At 51.4% G+C, this 22,344-nt stretch carries 24 protein-coding genes; 18 read left to right on the top strand and 6 right to left on the bottom strand.

Going from position 1 to position 22,344, the window contains the following annotated elements; all coding sequences use genetic code 11:
• Window positions 1-4 precede the first annotated feature (4 nt).
• The 12 genes from KJS40_RS14805 to KJS40_RS14750 all read left to right on the top strand — a co-directional run bounded on the left by KJS40_RS14805 (window position 5) and on the right by KJS40_RS14750 (window position 10,325).
• Window positions 5-280, top strand: coding sequence for a helix-turn-helix transcriptional regulator (locus tag KJS40_RS14805; RefSeq protein ID WP_244859802.1), 276 nt, complete (start codon window positions 5-7; stop codon window positions 278-280).
• Between the two features lie 95 nt (window positions 281-375).
• Complete coding sequence (gene trbB / locus KJS40_RS14800) at window positions 376-1,347, top strand: P-type conjugative transfer ATPase TrbB (protein WP_213539929.1); 972 nt, start codon at window positions 376-378, stop codon at window positions 1,345-1,347.
• Window positions 1,340-1,702 (top strand): TrbC/VirB2 family protein, encoded by a 363-nt coding sequence (locus tag KJS40_RS14795; RefSeq protein ID WP_213539928.1) that lies wholly within the window; start codon window positions 1,340-1,342, stop codon window positions 1,700-1,702. The genes trbB and KJS40_RS14795 overlap by 8 nt, the downstream gene beginning before the upstream one ends.
• On the top strand, window positions 1,699-2,004 hold the full coding sequence (gene trbD / locus KJS40_RS14790) for a conjugal transfer protein TrbD (protein ID WP_213539927.1): 306 nt from the start codon (window positions 1,699-1,701) through the stop codon (window positions 2,002-2,004). The genes KJS40_RS14795 and trbD overlap by 4 nt, the downstream gene beginning before the upstream one ends.
• Window positions 2,004-4,508 carry a transporter gene (locus tag KJS40_RS14785; RefSeq protein ID WP_213539926.1) on the top strand — a complete coding sequence of 835 codons (2,505 nt, stop codon included), beginning with the start codon at window positions 2,004-2,006 and terminating at the stop codon, window positions 4,506-4,508. Before trbD ends, KJS40_RS14785 begins: the two co-directional genes overlap by 1 nt.
• Window positions 4,489-5,232 carry a P-type conjugative transfer protein TrbJ gene (gene trbJ, locus KJS40_RS14780; protein ID WP_213539925.1) on the top strand — a complete coding sequence of 248 codons (744 nt, stop codon included), beginning with the start codon at window positions 4,489-4,491 and terminating at the stop codon, window positions 5,230-5,232. The genes KJS40_RS14785 and trbJ overlap by 20 nt, the downstream gene beginning before the upstream one ends.
• Entirely contained in the window at window positions 5,233-5,454 is a 222-nt protein-coding gene (locus KJS40_RS14775; protein ID WP_213539924.1) for a hypothetical protein, read from the top strand. It abuts the gene before it with no gap.
• Window position 5,455: 1 nt separating this feature from the next.
• Window positions 5,456-6,964: a P-type conjugative transfer protein TrbL gene (gene trbL, locus KJS40_RS14770; RefSeq protein ID WP_213539923.1), complete on the top strand. Its 1,509-nt coding sequence runs from the start codon at window positions 5,456-5,458 to the stop codon at window positions 6,962-6,964.
• A complete protein-coding gene (locus tag KJS40_RS14765; RefSeq protein WP_213539922.1) occupies window positions 6,961-7,647 on the top strand; it encodes a type IV secretion system protein in 687 nt (228 codons plus the stop codon). The genes trbL and KJS40_RS14765 overlap by 4 nt, the downstream gene beginning before the upstream one ends.
• A 10-nt stretch (window positions 7,648-7,657) precedes the next feature.
• On the top strand, window positions 7,658-8,575 hold the full coding sequence (trbG, locus tag KJS40_RS14760; protein ID WP_244859801.1) for a P-type conjugative transfer protein TrbG: 918 nt from the start codon (window positions 7,658-7,660) through the stop codon (window positions 8,573-8,575).
• Window positions 8,572-9,033 (top strand): hypothetical protein, encoded by a 462-nt coding sequence (locus KJS40_RS14755; RefSeq protein ID WP_213539921.1) that lies wholly within the window; start codon window positions 8,572-8,574, stop codon window positions 9,031-9,033. Before trbG ends, KJS40_RS14755 begins: the two co-directional genes overlap by 4 nt.
• Window positions 9,030-10,325 carry a TrbI/VirB10 family protein gene (locus KJS40_RS14750; protein ID WP_244859800.1) on the top strand — a complete coding sequence of 432 codons (1,296 nt, stop codon included), beginning with the start codon at window positions 9,030-9,032 and terminating at the stop codon, window positions 10,323-10,325. Before KJS40_RS14755 ends, KJS40_RS14750 begins: the two co-directional genes overlap by 4 nt.
• Here the strand turns inward: KJS40_RS14750 and KJS40_RS14745 are convergent, their stop codons facing one another.
• From KJS40_RS14745 to KJS40_RS14725, 5 genes are read right to left on the bottom strand one after another with little or no spacing between them, the layout of a single operon-like run.
• On the bottom strand, window positions 10,326-10,850 hold the full coding sequence (locus tag KJS40_RS14745; protein WP_213539920.1) for a lytic transglycosylase domain-containing protein: 525 nt from the start codon (window positions 10,848-10,850) through the stop codon (window positions 10,326-10,328).
• Window positions 10,851-11,351 (bottom strand): S26 family signal peptidase, encoded by a 501-nt coding sequence (locus KJS40_RS14740; RefSeq protein ID WP_213539919.1) that lies wholly within the window; start codon window positions 11,349-11,351, stop codon window positions 10,851-10,853.
• A gap of 20 nt (window positions 11,352-11,371) precedes the next feature.
• Entirely contained in the window at window positions 11,372-13,288 is a 1,917-nt protein-coding gene (locus KJS40_RS14735) for a type IV secretory system conjugative DNA transfer family protein (RefSeq protein ID WP_213539918.1), read from the bottom strand.
• Complete coding sequence (gene traI / locus KJS40_RS14730; protein ID WP_213539917.1) at window positions 13,285-15,216, bottom strand: TraI/MobA(P) family conjugative relaxase; 1,932 nt, start codon at window positions 15,214-15,216, stop codon at window positions 13,285-13,287. Before traI ends, KJS40_RS14735 begins: the two co-directional genes overlap by 4 nt.
• Window positions 15,213-15,563, bottom strand: a complete 351-nt coding sequence (locus KJS40_RS14725; protein WP_213539916.1) for a conjugal transfer protein TraJ — start codon at window positions 15,561-15,563, stop codon at window positions 15,213-15,215. The genes traI and KJS40_RS14725 overlap by 4 nt, the downstream gene beginning before the upstream one ends.
• A 266-nt stretch (window positions 15,564-15,829) precedes the next feature.
• Here KJS40_RS14725 and KJS40_RS14720 point away from each other — a divergent pair, with 266 nt between their 5' ends.
• The 5 genes from KJS40_RS14720 (at window position 15,830) to KJS40_RS14700 (ending at window position 19,142) form a co-directional block, all read left to right on the top strand.
• Window positions 15,830-16,156, top strand: coding sequence for a TraK family protein (locus tag KJS40_RS14720; RefSeq protein WP_244859799.1), 327 nt, complete (start codon window positions 15,830-15,832; stop codon window positions 16,154-16,156).
• Window positions 16,157-16,181: 25 nt separating this feature from the next.
• Window positions 16,182-16,901 (top strand): ArsA-related P-loop ATPase, encoded by a 720-nt coding sequence (locus KJS40_RS14715; protein WP_213539915.1) that lies wholly within the window; start codon window positions 16,182-16,184, stop codon window positions 16,899-16,901.
• Window positions 16,902-16,914: 13 nt separating this feature from the next.
• Complete coding sequence (locus tag KJS40_RS14710) at window positions 16,915-17,334, top strand: hypothetical protein (RefSeq protein ID WP_213539914.1); 420 nt, start codon at window positions 16,915-16,917, stop codon at window positions 17,332-17,334.
• A gap of 221 nt (window positions 17,335-17,555) precedes the next feature.
• Window positions 17,556-18,101, top strand: a complete 546-nt coding sequence (locus KJS40_RS14705) for a hypothetical protein (RefSeq protein ID WP_213539913.1) — start codon at window positions 17,556-17,558, stop codon at window positions 18,099-18,101.
• A 207-nt stretch (window positions 18,102-18,308) separates the two neighbouring features.
• Window positions 18,309-19,142, top strand: a complete 834-nt coding sequence (locus KJS40_RS14700) for a hypothetical protein (RefSeq protein ID WP_244859798.1) — start codon at window positions 18,309-18,311, stop codon at window positions 19,140-19,142.
• Between the two features lie 172 nt (window positions 19,143-19,314).
• On the opposite strand, the gene KJS40_RS14695 is transcribed toward KJS40_RS14700, so the two are convergent.
• Window positions 19,315-20,994: a DUF262 domain-containing protein gene (locus KJS40_RS14695; RefSeq protein WP_213539911.1), complete on the bottom strand. Its 1,680-nt coding sequence runs from the start codon at window positions 20,992-20,994 to the stop codon at window positions 19,315-19,317.
• A 391-nt stretch (window positions 20,995-21,385) separates the two neighbouring features.
• On the opposite strand from KJS40_RS14695, the gene KJS40_RS14690 reads away from it, so the two are divergent.
• Window positions 21,386-22,339 carry a hypothetical protein gene (locus KJS40_RS14690; RefSeq protein WP_213539910.1) on the top strand — a complete coding sequence of 318 codons (954 nt, stop codon included), beginning with the start codon at window positions 21,386-21,388 and terminating at the stop codon, window positions 22,337-22,339.
• Window positions 22,340-22,344: the final 5 nt, after the last annotated feature.

The following is a 22,344-nucleotide window of genomic DNA, read 5'->3' as shown; positions in this document are numbered from 1 at the left end:
CCGCATGTTTTCACCTCATTTCCATGTCATGCCCATAAGAAAAAAAGAAAGTAAGGACTTAATCCTACATGAACGTCGCATATTTGCGCGGAAATTCAAGCAAGCCAGGAAACAGGCGGGTCTCACACAAAAAGCTCTTTCAAGGATCACAGGTTTAACCCAACCATACCTTAGTGATGTCGAGAACGCTAAAAGCACAATTAATCTCGATAATGCTAATGTGCTTGCCGCCGCCGTAGGGCAGCCACTCTGGCAGCTTCTTACTCCCGAAGAAAAATAATCAAGGTCTTGGATTAAATGGATTTTGTTTCCTTCATGTTATCGCTTATATGTTATAATATCGTGTATATATGATATTATAACTCGGAGAATCGCATGAATAACGTTGCACGGCCTGAGTTTCAACGCAGGGTCAACGAGAAACTGACCGGCGAACTAGGCCCGAATGTAAGGGAATGGCTTGCCGATCCGACCGTAATTGAAATCATCTTGAACCCTTCCGGGGAATTGTGGGTAGAGCGGCTAGGGGAGGAAATGGAACAGCGCGGCACTATGAGCGCATCACAAGCCCGATCCATGATGGGCACTATCGCTTCTACGCTGAATCAGGAATTGACCGAAAAAAATCCAGCAATTTCATGCGAGCTGTCGGACGAGTTTGCTGGTGCGCGGTTTCAGGGAGTTATACCTCCCATAGTTAAAGGGCCAGCCTTCACCATTCGGAAGAAGGCAATCGCGGTCTTTACCCTGCACGATTATGTTGAACGGAGAATCATGACTCAAGCACAGCGCGAGGTCATAGAAGCAGCGGTACGCAATCGGCAGAATATTCTGATTGCTGGTGGTACAGGAAGCGGCAAAACGACGCTGACGAATGCCGTTGTGCGGTACATCGCGGATGTTTCTCCGCATGATCGGATTGTGACGTTGGAAGATACACGCGAGTTGCAATGCGAGGTTAAAAACAAGCTGTCGATGTATACGTCAACGCAAGTCAATTTGACGCTTTTGCTAAAAGATACATTGCGGCATCGGCCTGATCGCATCCTCGTCGGTGAGGTTCGTGATGGCGCAGCGCTTGATCTTCTCATGGCTTGGAATACAGGGCATCCAGGCGGGGTATGTACGCTTCATGCGAACTCCGCACAGGCGGCGTTGACACGCATGGAGCTAATGATAGCTATGGTAAGCGTGGGGCCAATGGAAAGGATGATTGCGGAGGCAGTAAATTTAATCGTTTATATCGAGAAGTATGCAGGGAATCGTCGCATTAAAGAGGTTGTACAGGTCACAGGTTATGACGGAAAGAATTATGTAACGCAATCCATGGGAGAGAGTGATGTTTGAAAAAAACCTGCCGGCGGTAGCCCTTGCCGGCTACATGTTCATTATTTTTATGGTGTTCAGCGATGCGGCCTTTGCATCCGATGCCGCTGGCGGTACCGGCGGTGCTGGTTTGCCGTGGGAAACGACGCTTGAAAAGATCCGCCGTTCTATCAGCGGACCGGTCGCATTCACAATCTCCCTGGTGGGTTTTGTTGCTGCCGGGGCTACCTTGGTATGGGGTGGCGAAATCTCAGAATTTGCCAAACGCATTATCTATCTCGTGCTTGTGGTTAGCATGATCGTGTTTGCAAACACGTTGCTAACGGGTGTGTTGTTTGCTGGCGCCGTGATTCCTGATGCGGGACTCACGCTATGAGCGAACTTCGGCGTACACCCTTTTATCGCGCACTGCATCGTCCAAGTCTCATTTGGGGCGGGGATAGGCAGCTAATGCTTTCGGCTTTGTTCATGTCGGCAATCCTGATGGTTGTATCCATGAACACCGTATCTTTCGTGTTCGGGTTGCTCCTTGGCATGATTTCAGTGTATGCGCTTCGCAGAATGGCCCAGGCAGATCCTCTCATGTGGCAAGTCTACGTGCGCCAGGTCAAGTATGCAGGTTACTACCCGCCATTCTCCCGCCCCTTCCGTGTAGCCAAAACCGCAAGAGTCTACTGATGCTGGCGCTAAAACAATTCCGGTCAAAAGTTGCGGGGCTTCCCGACTTGCTCAACTATGCCGCATTGGTGGATGAAGGCATTGTCCAGGGCAAGGATGGGTCGCTGATGGCCGGTTACTTCTTTCGCGGCGATGATGCTGGTAGCGCTTCCGATTCCGAGCGTAATTACGTGACGGCGCAGGTGAACTCTTACCTTGCACGATTCGGGAACGGCTGGTGCATGTGGGTTGATTCTGTACGGTTGCCTTCGCCCGGATACCCAACCCCTTCGCAGTCCCATTTCCCTGATCCTATTTCGGCAATGATCGATGCTGAGCGGCGCGAAATGTTTGAGCGCCAGGACACACATTATGAATCTGAGTATGCGTTGGTGCTGCAATTCATGCCGCCCCTGAAAAAAGAAGAAACCGTGAAAAAGATGTTTTATAACGTCGAGGGGGGTGACATTGCTGCTCCGGGTGATCAGTTTCTCGCGAACTTCAAAAAGAAACTGGTGGACTTTCATAATGGCCTGGGCGATCTGCTGAATATGCGCCGTATGGCGACAATTACGGCTGGGAAAGAGGGCGACCCTTATCAAAGCGATGAGCTGGTCAATTACCTGCACTTCACCCTTACGGGCGAGACTATCGCGCTTCGTATACCCGATTGCCCGATGTACCTTGATTCGTGGTTGGGCATTCCCCCGCTGTGGCCGGGTGATTTGCCCAAACTTGGCGAACGGTACATTTCATGCGTAGCAATAGATGGTTTCCCCGCTGCCTCTTATCCGGGGATTCTTTCATTGTTTGAGGGCTTGCCGGTCGCATACCGCTGGTCGTCGCGTTTCATGTTCCTCGAACAGCAGCAAGCCCTTGCAGCATTAGGAAGCTATCATCGTAAATGGACACAAAAAATCCGCGCTTTCCTGCCGCAACTGATGAAGTCGAACAAGGGTGTAATCAATACAGACGCGGTATCAATGGCGCACCAGATCGAGCGAGCGATGGGTGACGCCAATTCTGATCTGGTGAGGTATGGGTATTACACGCCTGTTGTAGTGCTCATGAGCGAGGATCGGAAATTGCTGGAAGACCAGGCCCGGTATATGCGCCGCGAGATCGAGCGCAGGGGATTTTCGGCTCGGATCGAGAGCGTTAATGCACTTGAGGCATGGTTAGGATCACTGCCCGGACATGCTTTCCCGAACGTGCGCCGTCCACTGATCCATACGCTCAACCTTGCAGACCTATTGCCGCTTGCCGGAATATGGCCGGGGCTGCGGGAAAACCCGTGCGGGTTCTACCCGGATAATTCCCCGCCATTGATGCACACGATCACAACTGGATCTACCCCTTTTCGTTTTCATCTGCACGTGGGTGACGTGGGGCACATTTTGATCTTTGGCCCAACAAGCGCAGGGAAATCCACCCTAATCGCGACAATCATTGTGCAATTCCGGCGTTATCGCAGCCGTCCTCGACCTGATGGCAGCACACCCCCCGGCACGGTCACGGCATTCGACAAAGGCAGGTCGCTGTATGCCCTTTGCAAAGCAGTAGGCGGTCAGCACTACGACATTGGCTCCGATGCGGAAGAAGGTGTTAAAGGTCTCTCGCTATGCCCTCTTGCGGATATAGACAGTGACTCCGATGTGCTGTGGGCTCAAGAGTGGATTGCAACCTGCTACCAACTGCAAAGCAATAAACCACTCATGCCGGAACAGAAAAATGAGGTTCACCGGGCTATTACTCTTTTAAGGGACAAGACGAGAAAAGAGCGATCCCTGTCCTATTTTGTTTCCACGGTACAGGACGAGGATATACGGGTTGCTCTGAAACATTATGTAGTGAACGGTGGCATGGGTCATTTGCTGGACGGCGAGGAAGATTCTCTTAAAGATTCCATCTTCATCGTGTACGAGATTGATGAACTCATGAAACTTGGCGAACAGAATTGCATTCCGGTATTGCTGTATCTGTTCCGGCGTTTTGAAAAGTCCCTTACCGGACAGCCGGCAATCCTTTCGCTCGATGAAGCATGGGTGATGCTGGGGCATCCGGTGTTCCGTGAAAAAGTGCGCGAATGGCTTAAGGAACTGCGCAAAAAGAATTGCGCGGTAATCATCGCCACGCAGAGTTTATCCGATGCGGCCCGGTCTGGATTGATGGATGTACTGATTGAACAGTGCCAAACCAAGATATTCCTGCCGAACAATGAAGCGCCCCTGGAAGGGACAAAAGATTATCCGGGACCCTCCGATCTTTACAGAACGTTCGGCATGAACCAGCGGGAAATTCTGATGCTTCAGAACATGCAGTACAAGAAGCATTACTACTACAAATCTCCGCTTGGGCGTCGTGTGTTTGAGTTGGGATTAGGGCCGCTGGCACTCAGTTTTGTAGCTGTTTCCGATAAGGACACGCTTCGGGAAGTTGTGGCGTTTGAGGGTATGCATGGTGCGGATTGGCCGCTACGTTGGCTTGAAAGGAGGGGGGTAGATTATGCGAAACATATCAACTAGGTTTCTGGTAGCCGGTTCCTTATTCTTTTTTCTCGGCGGGGTGCAACCTGCCAAAGCGTTTTTGGGTGTTGGGGATGTTGTGACCGATCCTGGACTTACCGGGGAAACCATTGCAGCGGAAGCGGCTCGTGCAGGACAAACACTGACGATGATCCAGAACCAGATGAATCAGATTCAGACGGCCATACAAAACACGCTGGCCTTGGGTGATCCGGTTTTTGCGCCATTGGGCAATACGCTGCGTTCGTTGCAAAGCATGTATATGCAAGGTCAAGGTCTTATGTATCGGGCTCAAAACCTGGATTCGCAATTCGGGTACATGTATCCCAGTTACCAGTCATATCTTGGCACGATGGGCCGGGGTGGATCGTCAATGACGAATCTTTACCAGAAATGGTCGGATCAAGGTAATGACAATACGCGTAGCGCATTGCAGGCTGCCGGAATACAGACCAATAGCATGGATGATGAACAGGCGATGCTTCAGAAACTTGTTTTGCAATCCAACACGGCTGGCGGACAGATGCAAGCGCTGCAAGCAGCAAATCAAATTGCTGCGCATCAAGCACAGCAAATACAGGAATTACGCATGTTAATAGCGCAACAAACCACGTTGCATGCCAATTACATGGCGCAGCAAAATGCGCGCCAGAGTGCTTACGACGCTTCCGATGCATTTTATCGCAGCACCAAGCCGGAAAGTACATCTACGAAGGGGTTTTAAATGATCAATATCAAAGCAATTTGGCTTTATGTCATCGTTGCAGCCAGCATATCTGTCGGTTATGGCGGCGCCATTGCTACTTCACCATCGAATAGCGAGATAGAGCAGGCTTTGACAGCGGCAAGAGCTGCCGCGCAGAAAACCGGTAATTGCGAAGAAAGCGCATCCGATCGGGAATTTCGCAGGGTAAAGCCGCAGAACACACCGACCAAGGGATTTTAATATGACACGCCAGATTACTTTGGCTGCAGTGGCACTAATCGCCTTAGTAGTCTCGGATTTCGCTATGGCACAGGCGAACATGATGAATGCGGCCCAGTCGTTTGCCAGTTTGCTTGAGTTAATACAGAACAGCGCGAATAACTGGAGCATCCGTTTGCAGGGGTATGCGGTTCGGTTATTTTGGGGTCTCGCCGTCATACAGTTTGTGTGGACTATGTTTCCTTTGGTCATGAAGCAAGCGGATTTCGGGGAAATAGCCGGCGAGCTTCTGCGGTTCGTTATGGTAATCGGATTCTTTGCCGCGTTGCTCCTGTACTCAGTCGAATGGGCGACGGCTGTTGTGAACAGCTTTAGGCAAGCAGGAGCCAATGCAGCCGGGATGCCGATGCAACTGTATCCGGGTGATATGTTCGGCTTGGCGGTTCAACTGGCGACTACGGTAGGCGATTTTCAGACAATCAATCCCTTGATTGCGGTAATGGTGGGTATCGCTGCAATCCTCGTCCTGTTGTGCTTCGCGTTCATTGCTGCATTCATGGCGCTAACCCTGATTGAGTCGTATATCGTAATCAATGCCTCTGTGCTTTTCATGGGCTTTGGCGGCTCGCAATGGACACGTGAATATGCAACATCCCTGATTCGCTATGCGGTATCAGTAGGGGCCAAACTGTTTGTTCTTACCCTGATAGTCGGCCTGATCATGGAGTCAGCCAGGCAATGGCAGGCCGCTTACACACACGATCAAACCTCCATGTGGGTAATGGTAGGTCTTGCATTCGTATGCGCCTATCTTTCCAAAACTATACCCGAACAAATCCAAGCGCTGATTAATGGCGTGTCTACAAGCGGCGGATCTGTCTTGGGAGGAATGGCGGCAGCCGGGGTTGCGGGAGCGGCGGCAGCGATGGCTACCGTTTCAGCAGCTTCAGGCAGCGGTATGGGTGGCATTTTGGGCGGTGCATCCGACATGCTGAAATCAAGCTCAGGCGGTGGTGAATCTGGTGGTTCACCCATGAGCTCAATGAAGGGTGGCTCTGGTGGCGGGAGCGGCGGTGGGAGTTCCGGTGGGCCTTCTTCACGGACAGGCGGCGGTAGCGGGATAGGTTCGGGTCTTGGATCAGCTCCCGGTCCCGCACCCAGCGCGACACCCGGTGCAACTTCAGGCGGTGAATCAAACGCAGCATCCAGCGCAACCCCGAAAGGTGGAGGTGTTGGAGCAATGGCACACGCGGCGATGGCAAGTGCGGGGCATACGCTCAACACACTTTCTGCTTTGTCGGTGCCCGGAATGGAAAGCGTTGCCTCTACTTCCATCGGCTCGCCGCCTTTCCAGCCTTCCATGGATAGTGATCTACCTCCGTCTATGGGTGAAACCCCCGATAACATCATCCGGCCAGAATCCGCATCTGCAGCTGCTGCTCCGGACGTCCCCGCCCAGGCACAAGCTGCCTCACTAATGATCGACACGATGTCTAGCCTTCAAGAAGCGCTGAATAAAGGAAAACTATGAAAAATCCACTCACAGCAACAGCAAAGGATTATGCGGAATCGCCTTATTTATCGGCAAAGCGCGCAGTCAACGAGCAATACGGAGAGCTAATCCAGGCCGTGAGCAATTGGCGCCTGATAGCGTTTGGCTGCGTTGCCGTGGCGGTTATATCGGTATCGGGTGTAGTGGGAATGGCGTTACAGCACAAGGTCGTGCCGTATGCGGTTGAGTTCAATAAACACTCTGAAGTGATGCGTGTGACTCGCGCCGATGAAATGGCGCAACCGAATGAGAATCAAATACGCGCCGCCTTACGTCAGCTAATCATCGGTATGCGTTCGGTATTTTGGGATCAGCGCGCCAATGAGAAGCTGATCAAGGAAGCGTACGCCATGATTGCGCCTGAGAGTCCCGCCTTCAATACGTTGTCCGCCTACCATCAGGAAAACAATCCGTTCGTGCGGTCGCAAAAAGAAACGGTGGAAATCGTAGTTAATTCCGTGATGGCAAAAAGTGACGGCACCTGGCAAATCGAATGGACAGAAACGACAAAGCAATTGTCTGGACGAGTCATTAATGAAAAAGCGTGGCAAGGGTTATTTACGGTAATTATCGAGCCTCCAAAAGATGATGCACAGATTCTTGTCAATCCGCTTGGCCTCTATTTGACTAATTTTACTTTACATCCGCGGCTAGGGATTTGAGGAAACAAACATGAAAAAACTACTGGTAATTGCGTTGGCGTTTGCCACATTCGCTGCGGAAGCGCAAATGGTTCCTCCGATTGAAAGAACTGCGTTGGCTGCACCAGCGCCAACAATCGAAGCGGCGTCTACCCCGATCCGGTTAACAGAGAAGGAAGAAAAGGCGCTTGATATTGTGCGGCAATGGCGAAAGAATCCGGACAAGCCTCGCCGATCCGGTGATGGCACCGTTATGTATCTCTATGGGGCTACGCTTCCGACTTTGATATGTACGCCCCTGCAAGTGTGCGCGATCAGGCTACAAGCCGGAGAAGTGGTCAACGATGTTCACGCCGGCGACTCCGCACGGTGGCGCATTACGCCGTCGATGATTGGTAATGGGCCATCAGCCATTATCAATGTCATTGTGAAGCCTACCGATTCCGGGTTGACTACAAACCTGATTATCACGACTGACAGGCGTAGTTATACGGTACTGCTCAAGAGTGCGCGCATTGAATGGATGCCGGCCATTGCATTCGATTACCCGGACGAACAGGAGCGCACCTGGGCGAACTACAGGGCTGGCCAGGGCAGAGCTACGTATGCGTCAACGCTACCGAGCGGGGAGAACGTGGCCGCGCTGGACTTTCGTTTCAGCATGGGCGGTGACAATCCGAAGTGGAAGCCTCAGCGTGTCTATACCGATGGGGTAAAGACCTATATCCAGTTTCCATCCTCGCATTTTGCCGATGAAGCCCCTGCACTGGTAACAATAGGTAAGGGCGGTAGTCTGTGGTCCGGCCCAGCTACCCAACTTGTGAATTACCGGCTGATCGGTGACAGGTACGTAGTGGATCAGGTCATAGACCGTGCCGCCCTAGTATCAGGGGTAGGCGGGGAACAGGTCAAAGTCACTATTGACTACACCGGGGGAAATGCGAAATGAAAACCATCGCATTAATGATGTGCGTGTTATCGCTCACCGGCTGCGCGGCGCTGCAAGCGAAACTGGAAGCGATAGCCGCCAAAAGTACACCTGGCTCCTACTTAGCCCCGGATATCAGCGACACAGATGCTGACGAGGTAGCGATGGACGTGGCGCAATTCCTGTCGGCTCAACTCCTCGCCGCAAAAACAACGCTTGAGTTGCAGTCGTCAGAGAACAAACTGCATTTGACGTTGCTCGATCAACTCATGGTGAAAGGCTTTGGGGTTATCCAGAGCAAGCAGCCGACAGAGCAGCAGTCGGCGGTGCAGCTTCGCTATAAGGTAACACCCCTATACAAGGGCGTGCTGGTACGGTTGCGTTATGGAGGCCAGGAAGCAAGCCGGTTCTTTGATCGTGCGAACGATGGTCATCTGTCACTTCATACCCGTTATGCCGTACGGGAGGCCACAAAGTGAGCGACCCAATTCATCCCACTGAGCTTGTCGAAGAACCCGCGTCCGTTTCGCCGGATTATTTCGATGCGCCGAAGCAGGGTAAGGGTACGCGACGGCTCAACCGTGTTCCATTGATTCTTGGAATATCGGTGGTCATTTGCTTTATGGCCTTTATAGCGTATGAGTACTTTGACCGTTTAGCTGATTCAAACCGGGAGCAAGCGAGAGCAAAAGCGGCAACATACAAGGTATCAAGTGTGGCGCAACCCCCTGTGAGGCGTGCAGCAGGACCGGATGTAATCCTTCCCGCCAGTGCGCCCGTGGAAGTCACAGAGTCTACGATGGCATCTGGCGGTACGGCACAAGGTACTTCCGAGGCAGAGCGGCAAGCGCGTGCGAGAAAGGCGGCGGAACTTGACGCGGCTATGAAGGCAGAGGCGGAAATAAGCAAGTTCAGCCTCAAGCAGAACCAGCACACGGGAACCAACCCTGTTCGTGGCCCATATGGTGCGCCCGGTATGCCGGGTGTCGATGGTTTGATCCCTCCGCCCCCGCCACAATACGACCAGGATGGTATGAAAATCGGTGGAGATCCAAACCAGCAAGACGAAAAGCGTGCTTTCCTCGGAAGAAAGGATGAATACACTTCACCTTACCTGAAACATACGCGGGAAGCCGCTTTGTCCCCTACTGAACTCAAGGCGGGTTTCATCATTCCCGGGGTCATGCTCAGTGGTGTGAATTCTGACTTGCCGGGGCAGATCATTGGGCAAGTGCGGCAGAATGTTTATGATTCCGCCTCCGGACGTTTTTTGTTAATTCCGGCCGGAGCGCGCCTGGTGGGCACTTACGATAGTAGCGTTTCAGCAGGACAGGAAAGGGTACTTGTAGCATGGAACAGGGTCATATTCCCCGACAGCTCCTCTTTGTCGCTTGACTCGATGCCTGGAGCGGATAAAAGCGGTTTTGCCGGATTTAATGAGAAGGTGGATAACCACTACTTGCGCACGTTTGGCAATGCGTTCCTGCTATCCCTGTTTTCTGCCGGTATTCAGCTTTCACAGCCTCGCGCAGCGGTAACAGGTACTTATAACTCACAGCAAATCATGGCAGCAGCATTGGGCCAGCAGCTCGGCATGCTTGGGATGCAGACGGCACGGCGCAACTTGAATCTTCAACCGACGCTTGAGATAAGCCCAGGCTACCAATTCTCAATCATGGTCACAAAGGATATTATTCTGCCGCCATGGAGAGGGCATCCGCTTGCACAAGTGGACGTAAGTTATGGAGGAACTGAAAATGAGGTTAACTGATTACGGCTGTGGCCACACCGAAGTGTCAGCCGTGTAAGCATCGAGCAATGGTAAGGTCGGCGCAATGGGCTGGCCTCCGACGTACCGCGCCACATAGCCATTTCGAAAACCTCTCGTGAAATCTCCTGTGTTGTAGACTGACAGGGCGGCTCGCAAGGCCGCCTGTTCGTCCCCATACCTGGGGAGCGCGGCAGTGTAGGCCATCGTAAGAATTCTTGCCCCCGCCGTTATGTTCTTGCATGAATCGAACATATCCTCGACGGTGTAACCCAGCAGTTTGAGGTTCGCGCTGTTCACTTGCATGTACCCCATGTCAACCGTGTGGCCGGCTGCGATGGCAGCATAGGACACGATCACTGCATCCTGGACGGATTTGATCTTCATGGGATGCTGGAATATTGCATCCTTGCGCCTGTTGACGTTGACTGCCAGCGGATTGCCATTGCTCTCAACCCGTATAATTTCCTGTATGGTCGTAGGGGCCACGCTTGGCGCACACGCCAGTATCAGCTCGATTCCAATCATTCAATTATCTCCTGTAGTCAGCAAGGGCGTAGCTTCACCCCGCACGGCGTTGCTATCAACCGGCCCGAAGTACCTGCTGTCAAAACTTCTTTTGCTATAGCTTGAGAATATCCATATTTGTCCAGGCTGCACTAGGTATTCCCCATCAGCCCATGCCGGCATGGAGGGAAGGGCGCTTGTGTTGGGTAGCGGTACGCCATTGATGATTGCTGGTGATCCATGTTGAAGCTTTATGCGATCCCCAGGTATTGCCGCGATGGATTTCAGAAGCGGCGCCACCTGTGTATCAGGGCAATTACCAACAGGTAACAAGCCGCGTTCCACTATGGCGTGGACGACTGGCTGTGGTGGCGGGCATATGGACACCAGCATTCCGCGTTGCAGTACGGGATTGTCTATGGAGCGTTCAATCCAGAGGCCACGCGGGGCTGAAGCAGTGTAGTTGATGCGTAAACCTGCGGTAGATGCGCCGATCATAAGGGCGGCAGCGCCTAATGCCATAATTCCGACATTGCGCGCGTTCAAGCGACTTCAAAGCCTTTCTTGATGGCCGGCGCGGAAGCTATTTTGCGTACCGTATCGGTCTGTTTTGGAGGCTGGATCTTGGAGCGCTCGTTGAAGGTTGGGTCAAGGAAATAAAGTATTTGCCGCCCCTTGATTACAGGTTGGCCGGCAACGAAAATGAGCATTTCGCCCGCTTCGGTTATGTTCCCCTTTGCATCCTTGAGCGGCCCCGGCAAGCGCATGATTTCGTCGGCAGTCAATAAATACCGTTGTGACTCCTGATAGCTCCTTGATACTTGCCCAAGCACCATGCCGAAACGCTTGCCCGAGGTTGAGATTTGTTCCTTGATTACGGTCGTCTGCCCGGTCATTTTCGATAGCCATTCCGCTGTTTCCAGCTTGTTAGGCGCATAGGCCATCCGGATATGACAATTCGAGATAATGCTTTCGTAGTTGGTATAAGCCTTATAAAGCTGTTGCACATCCTGCGTGATGATGTACGCCTTCATCCCATAACCCGCAATGTAGGCAAGGGCACTCTCAAAAACTTCCAGCTTTCCGAGGGTAGGGAACTCGTCAAGCATCAGCAGCAGACGATGCTTGTGTACGGTTTTGGATCGTCCATCATCGAATTCCATCCGATCGGCGAGGCTCGATACAATCTGCGTCAATAGCAGCCGCGCAAGCGGCTTCATACGGTCTGCATTGCGCGGCGTGGTGATGAAGTACAGCGATACGGGTCTGTCGTGATCCATAAGGTCAGCAACTTTAAAATCGCTGCGTGCAGTGTTCTCTCCAACGATGGGATCGCGGTACAGGGAGAGGGCATTATTCGCCGTGGAAATGATGCTTCCGAGCTCACGCGCGGGTGTGCGATCCATGCGGCGGCCTACGCCCCTGATTACAAGTTGCGCCTCCATGGCTTCTTTAGCATCCGGCAGGCAAACATCGCGCATTTCCATGAATAAGCCGTCCAGTGCCTTCGGGTCGCTTTGGTCGTGGTCCTTGTCTTTTACATCGGGAGCCGCGAACTCGCCAACTCCTGTGAGCATGTGGGCGCAGTCTTGCATGCACGGGTCGCGCCCGACTGCACGGGCTTTATAGAGCGCATGGAGGATTAGGCCAACAAGCAGCTCGTGTGCCGCCGAGCGGAAGTGATTGCCCTGGATTCCCGCTCCGTCGCTGTCTATGACCATGAGAGCGATGTTTTGTGTATCGCTGATTTGGTAGCGAGTGCCGGACCGGATCTCCCCAAGTGGATTCCATGAGCAGCTTGTTCCGGGTTCGGCTGGGTCAAAGCGGAGGATGACATTGTTGGCGTGTCGTTGCCGCCATCCGGCAGTCATGGCGTAATTCTCGCCCTTGCGATCGAGGACAAAAACGCTTTCCGGCCAGCTTAAAAGGGTAGGGACTACCAGCCCGACACCCTTGCCGGAACGGGTCGGCGCAATGGCGCAAATGTGTTCCGGGCCATCATGACGCAGGTAATGAGTACGGCCGGTCTGCTCGTCATAGTAGCCACCGCAATAAACGCCCGAGCCGGGTGAGTCTTTGTGGATCAGCCCGGTATCCAACACTTGCTCATAGGTGGCAAATTGAGCGGTTCCATGACTGCCCTCATTTTTGCGCGAGCTGCGGGTTTTCATGCCCACGATCAGGACATAACCCATGATTGCCAGCAGCGCCCCGATCATGAAAATTATGAAGGCGTAGTTATAGGTGTCCGGTGCATACTCATAGAAGCTGAATAGCCAGTTCCACCAGGAGAAAGGACTGTAAAACAGTCCGAACAATGGTGAGCCCAATGATGGATGATAGCCCAGCCGGTCGGCAACAAATTGAGTGGAAATGCTGTTCATGCCCACGATAAGCAGCATCAGGTAAATGGTGCCGATGGCGCGGATCCTGGTGGCCGATGAATTTGATTCGCTCATAGCTCCGCCTCGTTAGATTTGCTGCGTTCATGCGTTTTCAGCTTTGCTTTGTCCGGTACTGCCGCTTGCCTTGCCTGTTCTAATGCAGGATCTACAAAGCGTACGTTCAGCTTGTGCAGTCCGGCCAACTTCGCCACTTCCTGCTGAAACTCTGTTTGCCCTTCCACGATCAAGGCTTGTCCCTTGAAGCGTTTGGCGGCAAGCTCCAGCGCAACAAGAGATGATCCCGCTGTGGTTCTGTAGGATTGGACATGGGTTTTGCGGTCGATGACCAGTCCGCCGTCAGTGGTGTTATAGGTAAGGGAGCCGTCTATGCCGGCATGAAGTTTCAAAGCCTTCAAGATCACGTTCTCGGCATTCTCGCTTTTAGCCGCGGTTAACACGTCGCCATGCATGGCGTCGCGTGCCTGCCGGCTGCGCAATACGTTCACAGCTTCGATGTTCCCGCTCTCAGCCTGGAGAGCAAGCCAGTTTGCCCAAGAGGGCATAACGGTTTGCGCCATCACCTTTTTCCGCTTCACAACCAAAGCGCGTTTATTGGCGTTTCTCGTCGCCGTGGTATGCAGCCGTACCACTTTAAGCATGGCCCGGCGGTTTGACCCCTTGGCCGCAGCCTTGACAAGCAAGCGTTGTGCAACCCGCCACTTTTGCAGGTTCGTTTCGAGTACGGCGCCCTCATGTTTCAATTTCGCCAGGCCGTAATCCCGGATCTGCCTATGTTTCATTAGCAGGTTTTGATATTGGTCGAACAATACCGCGCTTGACGGGTGCGTTTGCATTGGCTTCGGTACATAGGGTTTGCGCGTCTTTGCCTGTTTACGCGGTTCTTCGAACAGCCCCAGCCTGTCGGTCAATCCCTTCAGCGAAAAAGAGCGATCACATTGGCTCGCGCGTACCCATATAGCGCCGCTTCCGATAACCAGCCCGGCGCCACGCTTTTTGATTTCAAGGCCATGCCCCGCAAGTGTTGCGTGCAACTCCTGCCAGCTTGCGGCTTTGTGTATTGCCGGCGCCACTCCACGCTTGACATAGCCTGTCAGACTCTCTATGCCTGAGTGGACTTCCAAGTCTGCCTGTGGGCCGCCTATCCTCGTTCCAGTGCCGCTATTGCCATTTCCCGGCCGTCGCATGCTGCCAGGCTGTTCGGTTCCGTCTTGCTCCACACGATCAGGTGCATGACTCTGCAATAGCATCGAATATCGCTCGACGTTGCGTGCCATACCGCCGCCGGACAGGTTTCGCAAACCGTTGTAGGTTTCGGCCTTTGGTTTTTCGGCAATCTCGATATCGTAGGACTTTCGTAAATTGTCGCGGGTACGGGAGTTGTGTTCTCGCTGAGGGTTGAGGCGTATTGCGTTAGATCGTTCATTGGATTTTTCTCCTGTTAAGCCGTGATTGGTGCGCGCTAATTTGTACTGTAATTCGAGTCGATCACATGCCTCCATCAGTTTCTTTTTATCGAAGTAGGGTTCTATGTTCTGGTATCCCTTGGGATGTACTTTGTTGATGGCTACATGGACGTGCAGATGGTCACAGTCCACATGTACGGCGCTGATGCGCTGATGATCGGCAAAACCGATGGAAGCACAAAGCGCATCCTCGATGGCATGAAGCACGTTGAGTGCCGGTTCTTCGCCGGGAGGGAAAGAAAACACCAGGTGATAAGTCTTATCGGTCTTGGATCGGGTGTTAGCTGCCTGGGTACATTCGATCAGTACCGTAGCAGCGGCGGGGTCGTCGGTGTGGCAATTGGTGACACGAACCCCGCCGACCTTTTCGCCCCGATTGCTTATGCCGCTATTCAGAACGTAGTCGGCAGTTCGGGACCAGCTACGGGGATCAATGCCACCTTGCGCAGCCACCATGTACCTGACGAGCCGAGCTATCCGGGGGATTGCCGCTTTCGTAGTGATGCGTTTGGCAATCAACGCGTGATGCTGCCCATGATGTTGAGGATCTGGGTCTGAAGGTGGCGAAAGTCGTCCATTGTTCTTTCAACATCCTTTGGATTTGCACCTTCCCCGCGCTTCGTTGCTAGCCAGAGTTTGAGCAGGCCAGCCACCCGTCCTAAATCCCCATTCACTTTTGCAAGTTCGTTGACGGCCTCAATGTCGATGATGGAACGGACTCGCTGATTAAGACCAGCGGCCCGGAGGTAAGCGGACATAGAGAGATTGGCGGAGGCTGCAAGCCGTAGGATCTCGCCGCGTTCCGCTTCCGTCACCCACACTTTGATTGGCTTGCCGCGTGGTCTGGTGTTCGGTTTTGATTCCATGCTTTTAGCCTCGCAGAGCAAGATTTCCCGTTGAGCCGAAGGCGAATAAGGGAAGTATTGTAGGACGTAGCGCGCAGCGCGTAGGCCTACAATACACATCTTGCCTTCTTTTTACTGTACCAATAAACACTAATTAGCGCAACTAAAAGGTTTCGCTTTAAAAGATTTGGTTTTTCGCATAGATTCGCTTTAAAATGCATACATTCGCCTAATAGGCGTATATTAATCATGCGAATTAGCGCAAATTAGCAATAAGGGGAGGGGATGTGGCACTTGATATGAAAAAAGGCTCACGCGGAGCTGGCCGCGTAGCTTTTCTGGCGCGTATCGAGGATATACGGAAGGAGATTCATGCCGGATATCCGCTGCTTGCGATCTACCAGGAACATGAGAAGCATTTGAAAATCAGCTACAGCCAGTTTGCCCGTTACGTAACTAGATATATCAGGAGCAAACCACGGTATGAAAATGAAGGAGAGAAACCTGTCCCAGTAACAGAAACAGAATCAACTGAGCCAGGCGAAAAAGAAAAGCGGAAGCCTGGCTTCTCCCACGACGCCGTTAGCGGAAGCAAACGCGACGATCTCATCTGAACCATTTGAAAGGAGCATCATTAGAATGAAACAAGCGCACTTCACGTTGCAAGGAAAAGGAGGGGTTGGAAAGTCTTTGATATCGTCCTTGATCGCTCAGTATTTGCGCAGCAAAGGTGAGCCGGTGGTTGTTATTGATACGGACCCGGTTAACGCTACGATTTCCGGGTACGCGGCGTTCGATACGCAACGCTTGGAATTGATGGAAGGCGGCTCTCTGATCGAGCGCAATTTTGATTCTCTGATTGAGCGGGTTATCGAAGAGGATTCCAATTTTGTTATTGATAACGGCGCTGCGTCATTCATTCCTCTTAGTTTTTACATCACTGAAAATGACGCTATAAACCTGATTACCGAAAGCGGCAAGCAGGTTGTCATCCATACGGTTATCACAGGCGGCCAGGCTATTCGGGATACGCTGGCCGGGTTTGCGTCATTGGTCGAGCAAATGCCGGAACAAGCGCGGATAGTGGTTTGGTTGAATGAGTTTTTTGGCGATATTGTTGCCGAAGGTAAAGAGTTTGAGGAAATGAAGGTTTATCTGAATAACAAGGATCGTGTCCACGGCATCGTGCGGATAGCACGGCAAACGGGTTCTACGTTTGGCAAGGATATCCAGTTGATGCTTGATTCGAAACTGACATTCGACGAGATAAACGGATCTTCAGATTTTGGTTTGATGGCGAGGTCGCGTTTGTCTCGTGTGAAGGAGGCAATCTTCGGGCAGTTGAAGGCAGTCGTCTAAAAGGAAAGATGACATGATCGACTTTGACGAAATACGAAAGACCGTCGCTATCCGGCATGGGGTTCTACTCGAATCGAACGACCCTGTGCTGGTGACGGTAACGCTTAATGAGCTGGTGTTGAGCCGGTACGTCGAAATTCTGACGGAGCAGAATGAAGCTCATCGGAAAGCAATCGAGGCTGCTTTGCAGAAAGGTATCGCAGATGCAAAGCAGACGGCAGGCAGGGTTATCACAGAGGCGGCCGATTATGTGAGCGAACAAACGCACACGGCTGTTTCAACGGCGCTGGAAGAAGGCAAAGCACAGATCAGGAAAGATGTCTCCAAGTTCACGAAGGAATTACAAACTGCACGGAGAACGGCATTCATCGCGGCAGCGATATCTTGTATTTGCACCATCGCCACGGTATCGGTGGCAATCAATGTTTTATGAGTCGGCGTGCCCGTCCGTTCGTCCCATGGACAACCCTATGGATAACCTGGTGGACGGATAAACCCCGCCCACAGGTTTTCCCCAGGGATTGCCCACAGGCACATCAAACAACAACTACATAAGCCTTTCTGACGCGGCCCTTGGCCTTGCCCAAGTCATTTTGAGATTTTCTTTAAAACCCCTAAGAGCAAAGCACAAAACATTATGTGGAGCAGGAGCTGATGGCTACTAGCGTTTACATTGACAACAATGTGTGGGATTTCCTACTCGAGCGTGGACTCGACCTGGCCGTTGAATTGCCCAGCGAAGAATTTTGCGTCTGCATCACACGCGAGGCAGAGTTTGAAATCCCGCCTATTCCATCTGACAAGAGTGAGCTAAAAGCGTTTATAAACGAAACTATCGCAAGATGCGGCATACTTACCGAATCGTATTTCGGATTTTACGATGACAGCCTTCCACAGAAAGAGCAAAGGATGAGAGGGTTCGATGGTGGTCGGTTCATAACTCGGGAAGAGGAGGCCTTCATGAATCAGCAAAGAAGTCCGCTGTCTGGAAAGAAGAGCACGACGGGATTGTATAAGGACGAGGCTGATATTCCGCTGGCGGCACGCTCGTTTCACTCTGTCGTCTTGTCACTGGATAGCAAGACTGGTCCGATTAATACCGCCTATCGCCAAGGTGGAAAAGTCGTCTTCTTGGCAGATTTCGACATAAACAACCTGACATTGAGCGATTTTATCAAAGCAGATATCCATAGTAAGTAAGTGTAGCGACCTGCATTTAGCCGCTCCTACCTGCATTTCATCGCGGCGAACCAGCAATAACTGCGAATGGCCGAATGGTTATGATATTAGCTTTTCACCCATTAAATTAAACCAAGTACAGACATGTCTCGTCTCGGAATCGATCGATCAAGCGGGCTAATCTATGAGGGGCGTGAGTATCCTGCTTACCCATCATGGCCCACTCCAATGGTTTCTCAAACCACTCTAGTCGAAGCGCCCGCGGACTTAAAAAAGATACCTCATAGTTTCGATTCCGATCCATTTACATGGATGTTTAGAGAAGATTCTTTTGACCCGGTAAGCCGTATTCGAAGAGGTCGACTCTTTCAAAAATTGGGCAACCAGGGATGGGAATCCGTAGTGGTGGAAGCTCACCCAGCGATATTCTCAGAGATACGCGCTATCGCCACCGCAGATAAGCCAAGCAAGAGCCTGAGTGTATACGCTGAGTGTACCGAATTATTGAATAAAGCAAACAGAGGCGAAGGTATGAGGCTTGCGATTGGGGTGTCCAGCGCGTATTCGTTGTGGCGTATCGTACAAACCGAATATAGCGTAAACAGGGATATTCTTGTGACTTTGCGTTCAGAATCAGCGTTCGGTATCCTTCCTGACATCGATACAAGCAAAATTCACCCAGGAAACTTACCGGGTGTCCAGTCAGCAATCGACCGTGTCCTCAATGCAGCATATCGGGAACTGCCTAGTTCGGTGGTAGATCAGTGTCGCAATGCTGCCACAGTAATTATTTCGCGATGGATGCATCAGCAAACCAACAGCAGCACACCTGCGGAGAAAGATTTAGGGGATTGGATAAAAGTGATTGAAAATCACTTTAAGGACAAACCCAAGGTGGCTCTCTGTTCAGCTCTAAAGATCATCAATAGGCTACATCCTCGCGGCAAGGACAACGAAAAGGTGCTAAGGGATCTTCGGCAAATTACGGAGGATGATGCAGAGCTCACCGTTTATGCGATAGGATTTATTATCCGAGAGATTCGTTGGGATAGAAATAGTTAAAACTAGTGGAAGCTAGTTGTAACAACCTGCGTTTGAAACAATGGCACGGTCAGTCCGAAATGCTCATCACTTCAACCCGCATGATCCCCTCCTGAGTTGGTGCCAGAAATATTCTCGTACCCCGTGCGAGGACCACGCTGCGCATCAAAATGAGTTAAAACCGACATCAATATCAATATATGGCTTTCTGTTCTGGTACTGGGGCTGCAAGTGTAAGCCCATATAGACTATTCAATGCGCCTAGCATCCTCTCTTTTCGGTCATCCACAAAGGTAAGATGGCTGTTCCAAAGAGCCGAATCAGCCTTGGGTATGAAATCATAGGATAACCAATACTTGCTGCCATCTTCGCTTTTGAAAAACTCTTGGGGATGGCGCGCACGTTTATAATTGTTGACTTCGGCGGGCAGGGGCTGGAAGTTCCATAGCACATCCACAGCCTCACGATAGGCCTCATCCCGGCCTGCCAGCTTGATCGGGAAGACATGATCCACCTGCGGTTTGCTTTCGTGAAAAATGTAGGTGCGGCTTGGCATGAGCACCTTGGTAGCCAGCCAGGGCTGGCTTAGCAGCTGGTATTCGTGCAACTCTGCTGTGCGGTTTTTCTCGATGGCAATCTGACGGACGCGTTCCAGAGGAAACGCCTGGCCCGCTTTTCCCTCCGCCACCGCCTCGCGTGCAAAAGCATTGACCATGGTCTGGGTATTCCAATCGCAAAATTGGGACAGCAAGAAATATTGATGGATCTGCTGCAGTTCTGAGGCTTTCAACGCCCGGATACGCCATTCGTAACCATTACGCTTACGCTCGGTTAGATACGCAGCAATGGGTAGTACCGCGAGCCAGCGCGGCACGATGGAGGCATGGTTAATATTCAGCAACCCTCTCAGATAGCTCGAAAAAAGTTCGACCAGTGGCTCGGCGTCATTCAGTAGCACATCCTTAAAAGCTTGGATATCACTTGTTTCCATGCGGTCTTCATCAATACGGATGGTGTTCTTGACCAGCAAATAGAAGAACTGCAGTATCGCAGCGGATGAAAACTCGATGCCGCTTTGTTTAACAATTTTTTTGGAAAGCTCCCCGAGCTTTTCTTCGTAATCCGACTGGACAGCCTTGATTTTTCCAAACACAAGCTCCAGCTGGGTCAGCGATACTCCACCTGTATTCAAGCGACGGAACACCTCGTTCACCTCTTTAGACGTATCTGCTCTCACTGAGAAGTAAGCAATCGACTTAATATTGGTGTCTACGAAGATATCCCACAAGGTGCTTAGGTTTCGGCGAATCCTCAATTTTTCATTTTGATTATCCCCTGCTGCGACGCCGGTCCGCTCTTCGAGGTTGATCTTTTCATCTCCGCTGCATCGCATGGAGGCCAGTTCCGTCATACGCAGGTAGCGAACTTCGGGTGCTGCGCTGGCGTCGCGGAACAGAAACCCAGTTTCATCCGATTCCGCGGTAGAGGCGTCGAACAATAGGTCATAGTGGAGTACCCGACCGTTGAAGCGGTGGCGCAGTACCGAGTATAGGGTCTGCAAACGTTGCTGGCCGTCATAGAGAAGTGACTTGTGGGCTCCCCACTGTCCTTCATCTACCTGATGTTCAAACTGTCCCTGGGCGAAATCCCTTACGAAGCGGCGATAAGGCACTTTCTGATCGGTTTCCCATAGCACCACGCCGCCAATAGGGTAGCGCTTGAGAAGCGAGTCGAGCAGCAGACAAATATAGTTTTCCGACTGATGGCGTTTCCCCCACACATATTGCCGCTGGACTTGTGGCAAAAACCATCCGTTGTTCGGTGCATTCAGTTTGTCTAGGGCTTCTCGAACCGAAATGCCTGTATACGACATGATTATTCTCTCCCGATAAGTGGCAGAAATAGCTGTTAATTTAACTTCACAACACCTAAACCATTGTTGCTGTCACAGACGAGGCCAGCCACTTAGCTATCGAAAGTGGAAGAAAAGGGTAAGAGGTGAATTCGTATTAAGCGTGATTCCTTCTCGCAAAACACACAAACGCTGTTTACGCGATTGTAGCTAACTCAGCAGTATTAGCTATTGTTCTGAAGTACACCAGAGAGTCAGTGTGGGTATTCGGATAGTTAGGTGTAACAACCTGCATTTCAAACTGGACCGACTAAATATTCTCTTTATTCTATAACTAGCAACATAAAAACGTTGACAGAGGATCTTTTTTGGAATAGTATTCATTTATTCCTTAAGTGATAGAACATATAACATGAAACCATTTACAAAAAATGAGCTGCGTAACGAAATTAGAACCTTTATGCATGCTTTTGCTGAGTGCCTGGAGAGGGTTTATTTTTATGGCGCAGGATGGGGTCTGCTTGGCCTTGATTCAAAGGATTACCCAAAAACAAACATATATGACGTGAAGCCAGAGGACATTGATGTGAACAAGTTTTACATCACTGGGAGGTTAGACGAGTTGTACGAATACGCTATAAACGGTCGCCGAAACATTGATTTCATCGGGGATTTTAATGACGATGACGCAACTTTTTTTTTGGAAGGCCTGGCCCGCTTTCCGTTAATGTACGAAAACACTATCGATGTGGTTCCAATAACCCTTTCGCAGCATGTTGTAAGAGTGGCAAAGGCAAGGTGGATTTTGGATGAAGGCTCTGGAGCGGATATGAATGAAGCAGGGGAGTGGAGCCGCTTGGGTGCCTTGACCCTTAGCGATGTGGCTTTGCTCGCCAACATGGATGAAAAGAGCGTTCGCAATGCTGCAAACCCGAAGCACAAGAATTATCTTAAAACCTTTAACCATGGTGCCCGCACTTACGTAGATGTAGATGATGCCAAGGCTTGGCTGCAACACCGCCGCGGTTTCAAGCCCACCGTTATAGTTGATAAGCTTGCGGAGCGCGACCTGACCAAGACAGGGTTCTTCTCAGAGCAGGACTTCAGTTCTTACCTTGTCGCGCAGCGGGAGAAAAAAGGCCTTTCTTTGACTGATGTAGCAAACGCCATCCCGGGCAGTTTAATGGAAGAAAAGCTGGCCAGTTTGGAGCATGGCCAATTCGTCTTTGAGCAGGGCTTGTTTGTCGCCTTGGCGCAGCTTTACGAACTCGACACCAAGGCTTTCGTATTGGCGGCGCTCGCATTGCATCAAGGGCTTGAAAGAGAACGGACAGAAGAACAAATCAATACACAACTTCAAAGGTAACAAGG

It is taken from the genome of Nitrosospira sp. NRS527, assembly GCF_018406445.1.
Taxonomy (GTDB): domain Bacteria; phylum Pseudomonadota; class Gammaproteobacteria; order Burkholderiales; family Nitrosomonadaceae; genus Nitrosospira; species Nitrosospira briensis.
The sequence above is the reverse complement of the archived record's forward strand: the minus strand, read 5'-3'. Positions and strand labels throughout refer to the sequence as shown.

What these genes read in the sequence shown, in the direction of transcription:
- trbG (WP_244859801.1), top strand. Translation starts at nt 7,658, where the DNA reads ATGAAAAAACTACTGGTAATTGCGTTGGCGTTTGCCACATTCGCTGCG.
- KJS40_RS14710 (WP_213539914.1), top strand. Translation starts at nt 16,915, where the DNA reads ATGATCGACTTTGACGAAATACGAAAGACCGTCGCTATCCGGCATGGG.
- KJS40_RS14725 (WP_213539916.1), bottom strand. Translation starts at nt 15,563, where the DNA reads ATGGAATCAAAACCGAACACCAGACCACGCGGCAAGCCAATCAAAGTG.
- KJS40_RS14690 (WP_213539910.1), top strand. Translation starts at nt 21,386, where the DNA reads ATGAAACCATTTACAAAAAATGAGCTGCGTAACGAAATTAGAACCTTT.
- KJS40_RS14700 (WP_244859798.1), top strand. Translation starts at nt 18,309, where the DNA reads ATGGTTTCTCAAACCACTCTAGTCGAAGCGCCCGCGGACTTAAAAAAG.
- KJS40_RS14705 (WP_213539913.1), top strand. Translation starts at nt 17,556, where the DNA reads ATGGCTACTAGCGTTTACATTGACAACAATGTGTGGGATTTCCTACTC.
- trbB (WP_213539929.1), top strand. Translation starts at nt 376, where the DNA reads ATGAATAACGTTGCACGGCCTGAGTTTCAACGCAGGGTCAACGAGAAA.
- KJS40_RS14775 (WP_213539924.1), top strand. Translation starts at nt 5,233, where the DNA reads ATGATCAATATCAAAGCAATTTGGCTTTATGTCATCGTTGCAGCCAGC.
- KJS40_RS14795 (WP_213539928.1), top strand. Translation starts at nt 1,340, where the DNA reads ATGTTTGAAAAAAACCTGCCGGCGGTAGCCCTTGCCGGCTACATGTTC.
- KJS40_RS14695 (WP_213539911.1), bottom strand. Translation starts at nt 20,994, where the DNA reads ATGTCGTATACAGGCATTTCGGTTCGAGAAGCCCTAGACAAACTGAAT.
- trbL (WP_213539923.1), top strand. Translation starts at nt 5,456, where the DNA reads ATGACACGCCAGATTACTTTGGCTGCAGTGGCACTAATCGCCTTAGTA.
- KJS40_RS14765 (WP_213539922.1), top strand. Translation starts at nt 6,961, where the DNA reads ATGAAAAATCCACTCACAGCAACAGCAAAGGATTATGCGGAATCGCCT.
- KJS40_RS14805 (WP_244859802.1), top strand. Translation starts at nt 5, where the DNA reads ATGTTTTCACCTCATTTCCATGTCATGCCCATAAGAAAAAAAGAAAGT.
- KJS40_RS14745 (WP_213539920.1), bottom strand. Translation starts at nt 10,850, where the DNA reads ATGATTGGAATCGAGCTGATACTGGCGTGTGCGCCAAGCGTGGCCCCT.
- KJS40_RS14740 (WP_213539919.1), bottom strand. Translation starts at nt 11,351, where the DNA reads ATGGCATTAGGCGCTGCCGCCCTTATGATCGGCGCATCTACCGCAGGT.
- KJS40_RS14785 (WP_213539926.1), top strand. Translation starts at nt 2,004, where the DNA reads ATGCTGGCGCTAAAACAATTCCGGTCAAAAGTTGCGGGGCTTCCCGAC.
- KJS40_RS14735 (WP_213539918.1), bottom strand. Translation starts at nt 13,288, where the DNA reads ATGAGCGAATCAAATTCATCGGCCACCAGGATCCGCGCCATCGGCACC.
- KJS40_RS14755 (WP_213539921.1), top strand. Translation starts at nt 8,572, where the DNA reads ATGAAAACCATCGCATTAATGATGTGCGTGTTATCGCTCACCGGCTGC.
- KJS40_RS14715 (WP_213539915.1), top strand. Translation starts at nt 16,182, where the DNA reads ATGAAACAAGCGCACTTCACGTTGCAAGGAAAAGGAGGGGTTGGAAAG.
- trbJ (WP_213539925.1), top strand. Translation starts at nt 4,489, where the DNA reads ATGCGAAACATATCAACTAGGTTTCTGGTAGCCGGTTCCTTATTCTTT.
- trbD (WP_213539927.1), top strand. Translation starts at nt 1,699, where the DNA reads ATGAGCGAACTTCGGCGTACACCCTTTTATCGCGCACTGCATCGTCCA.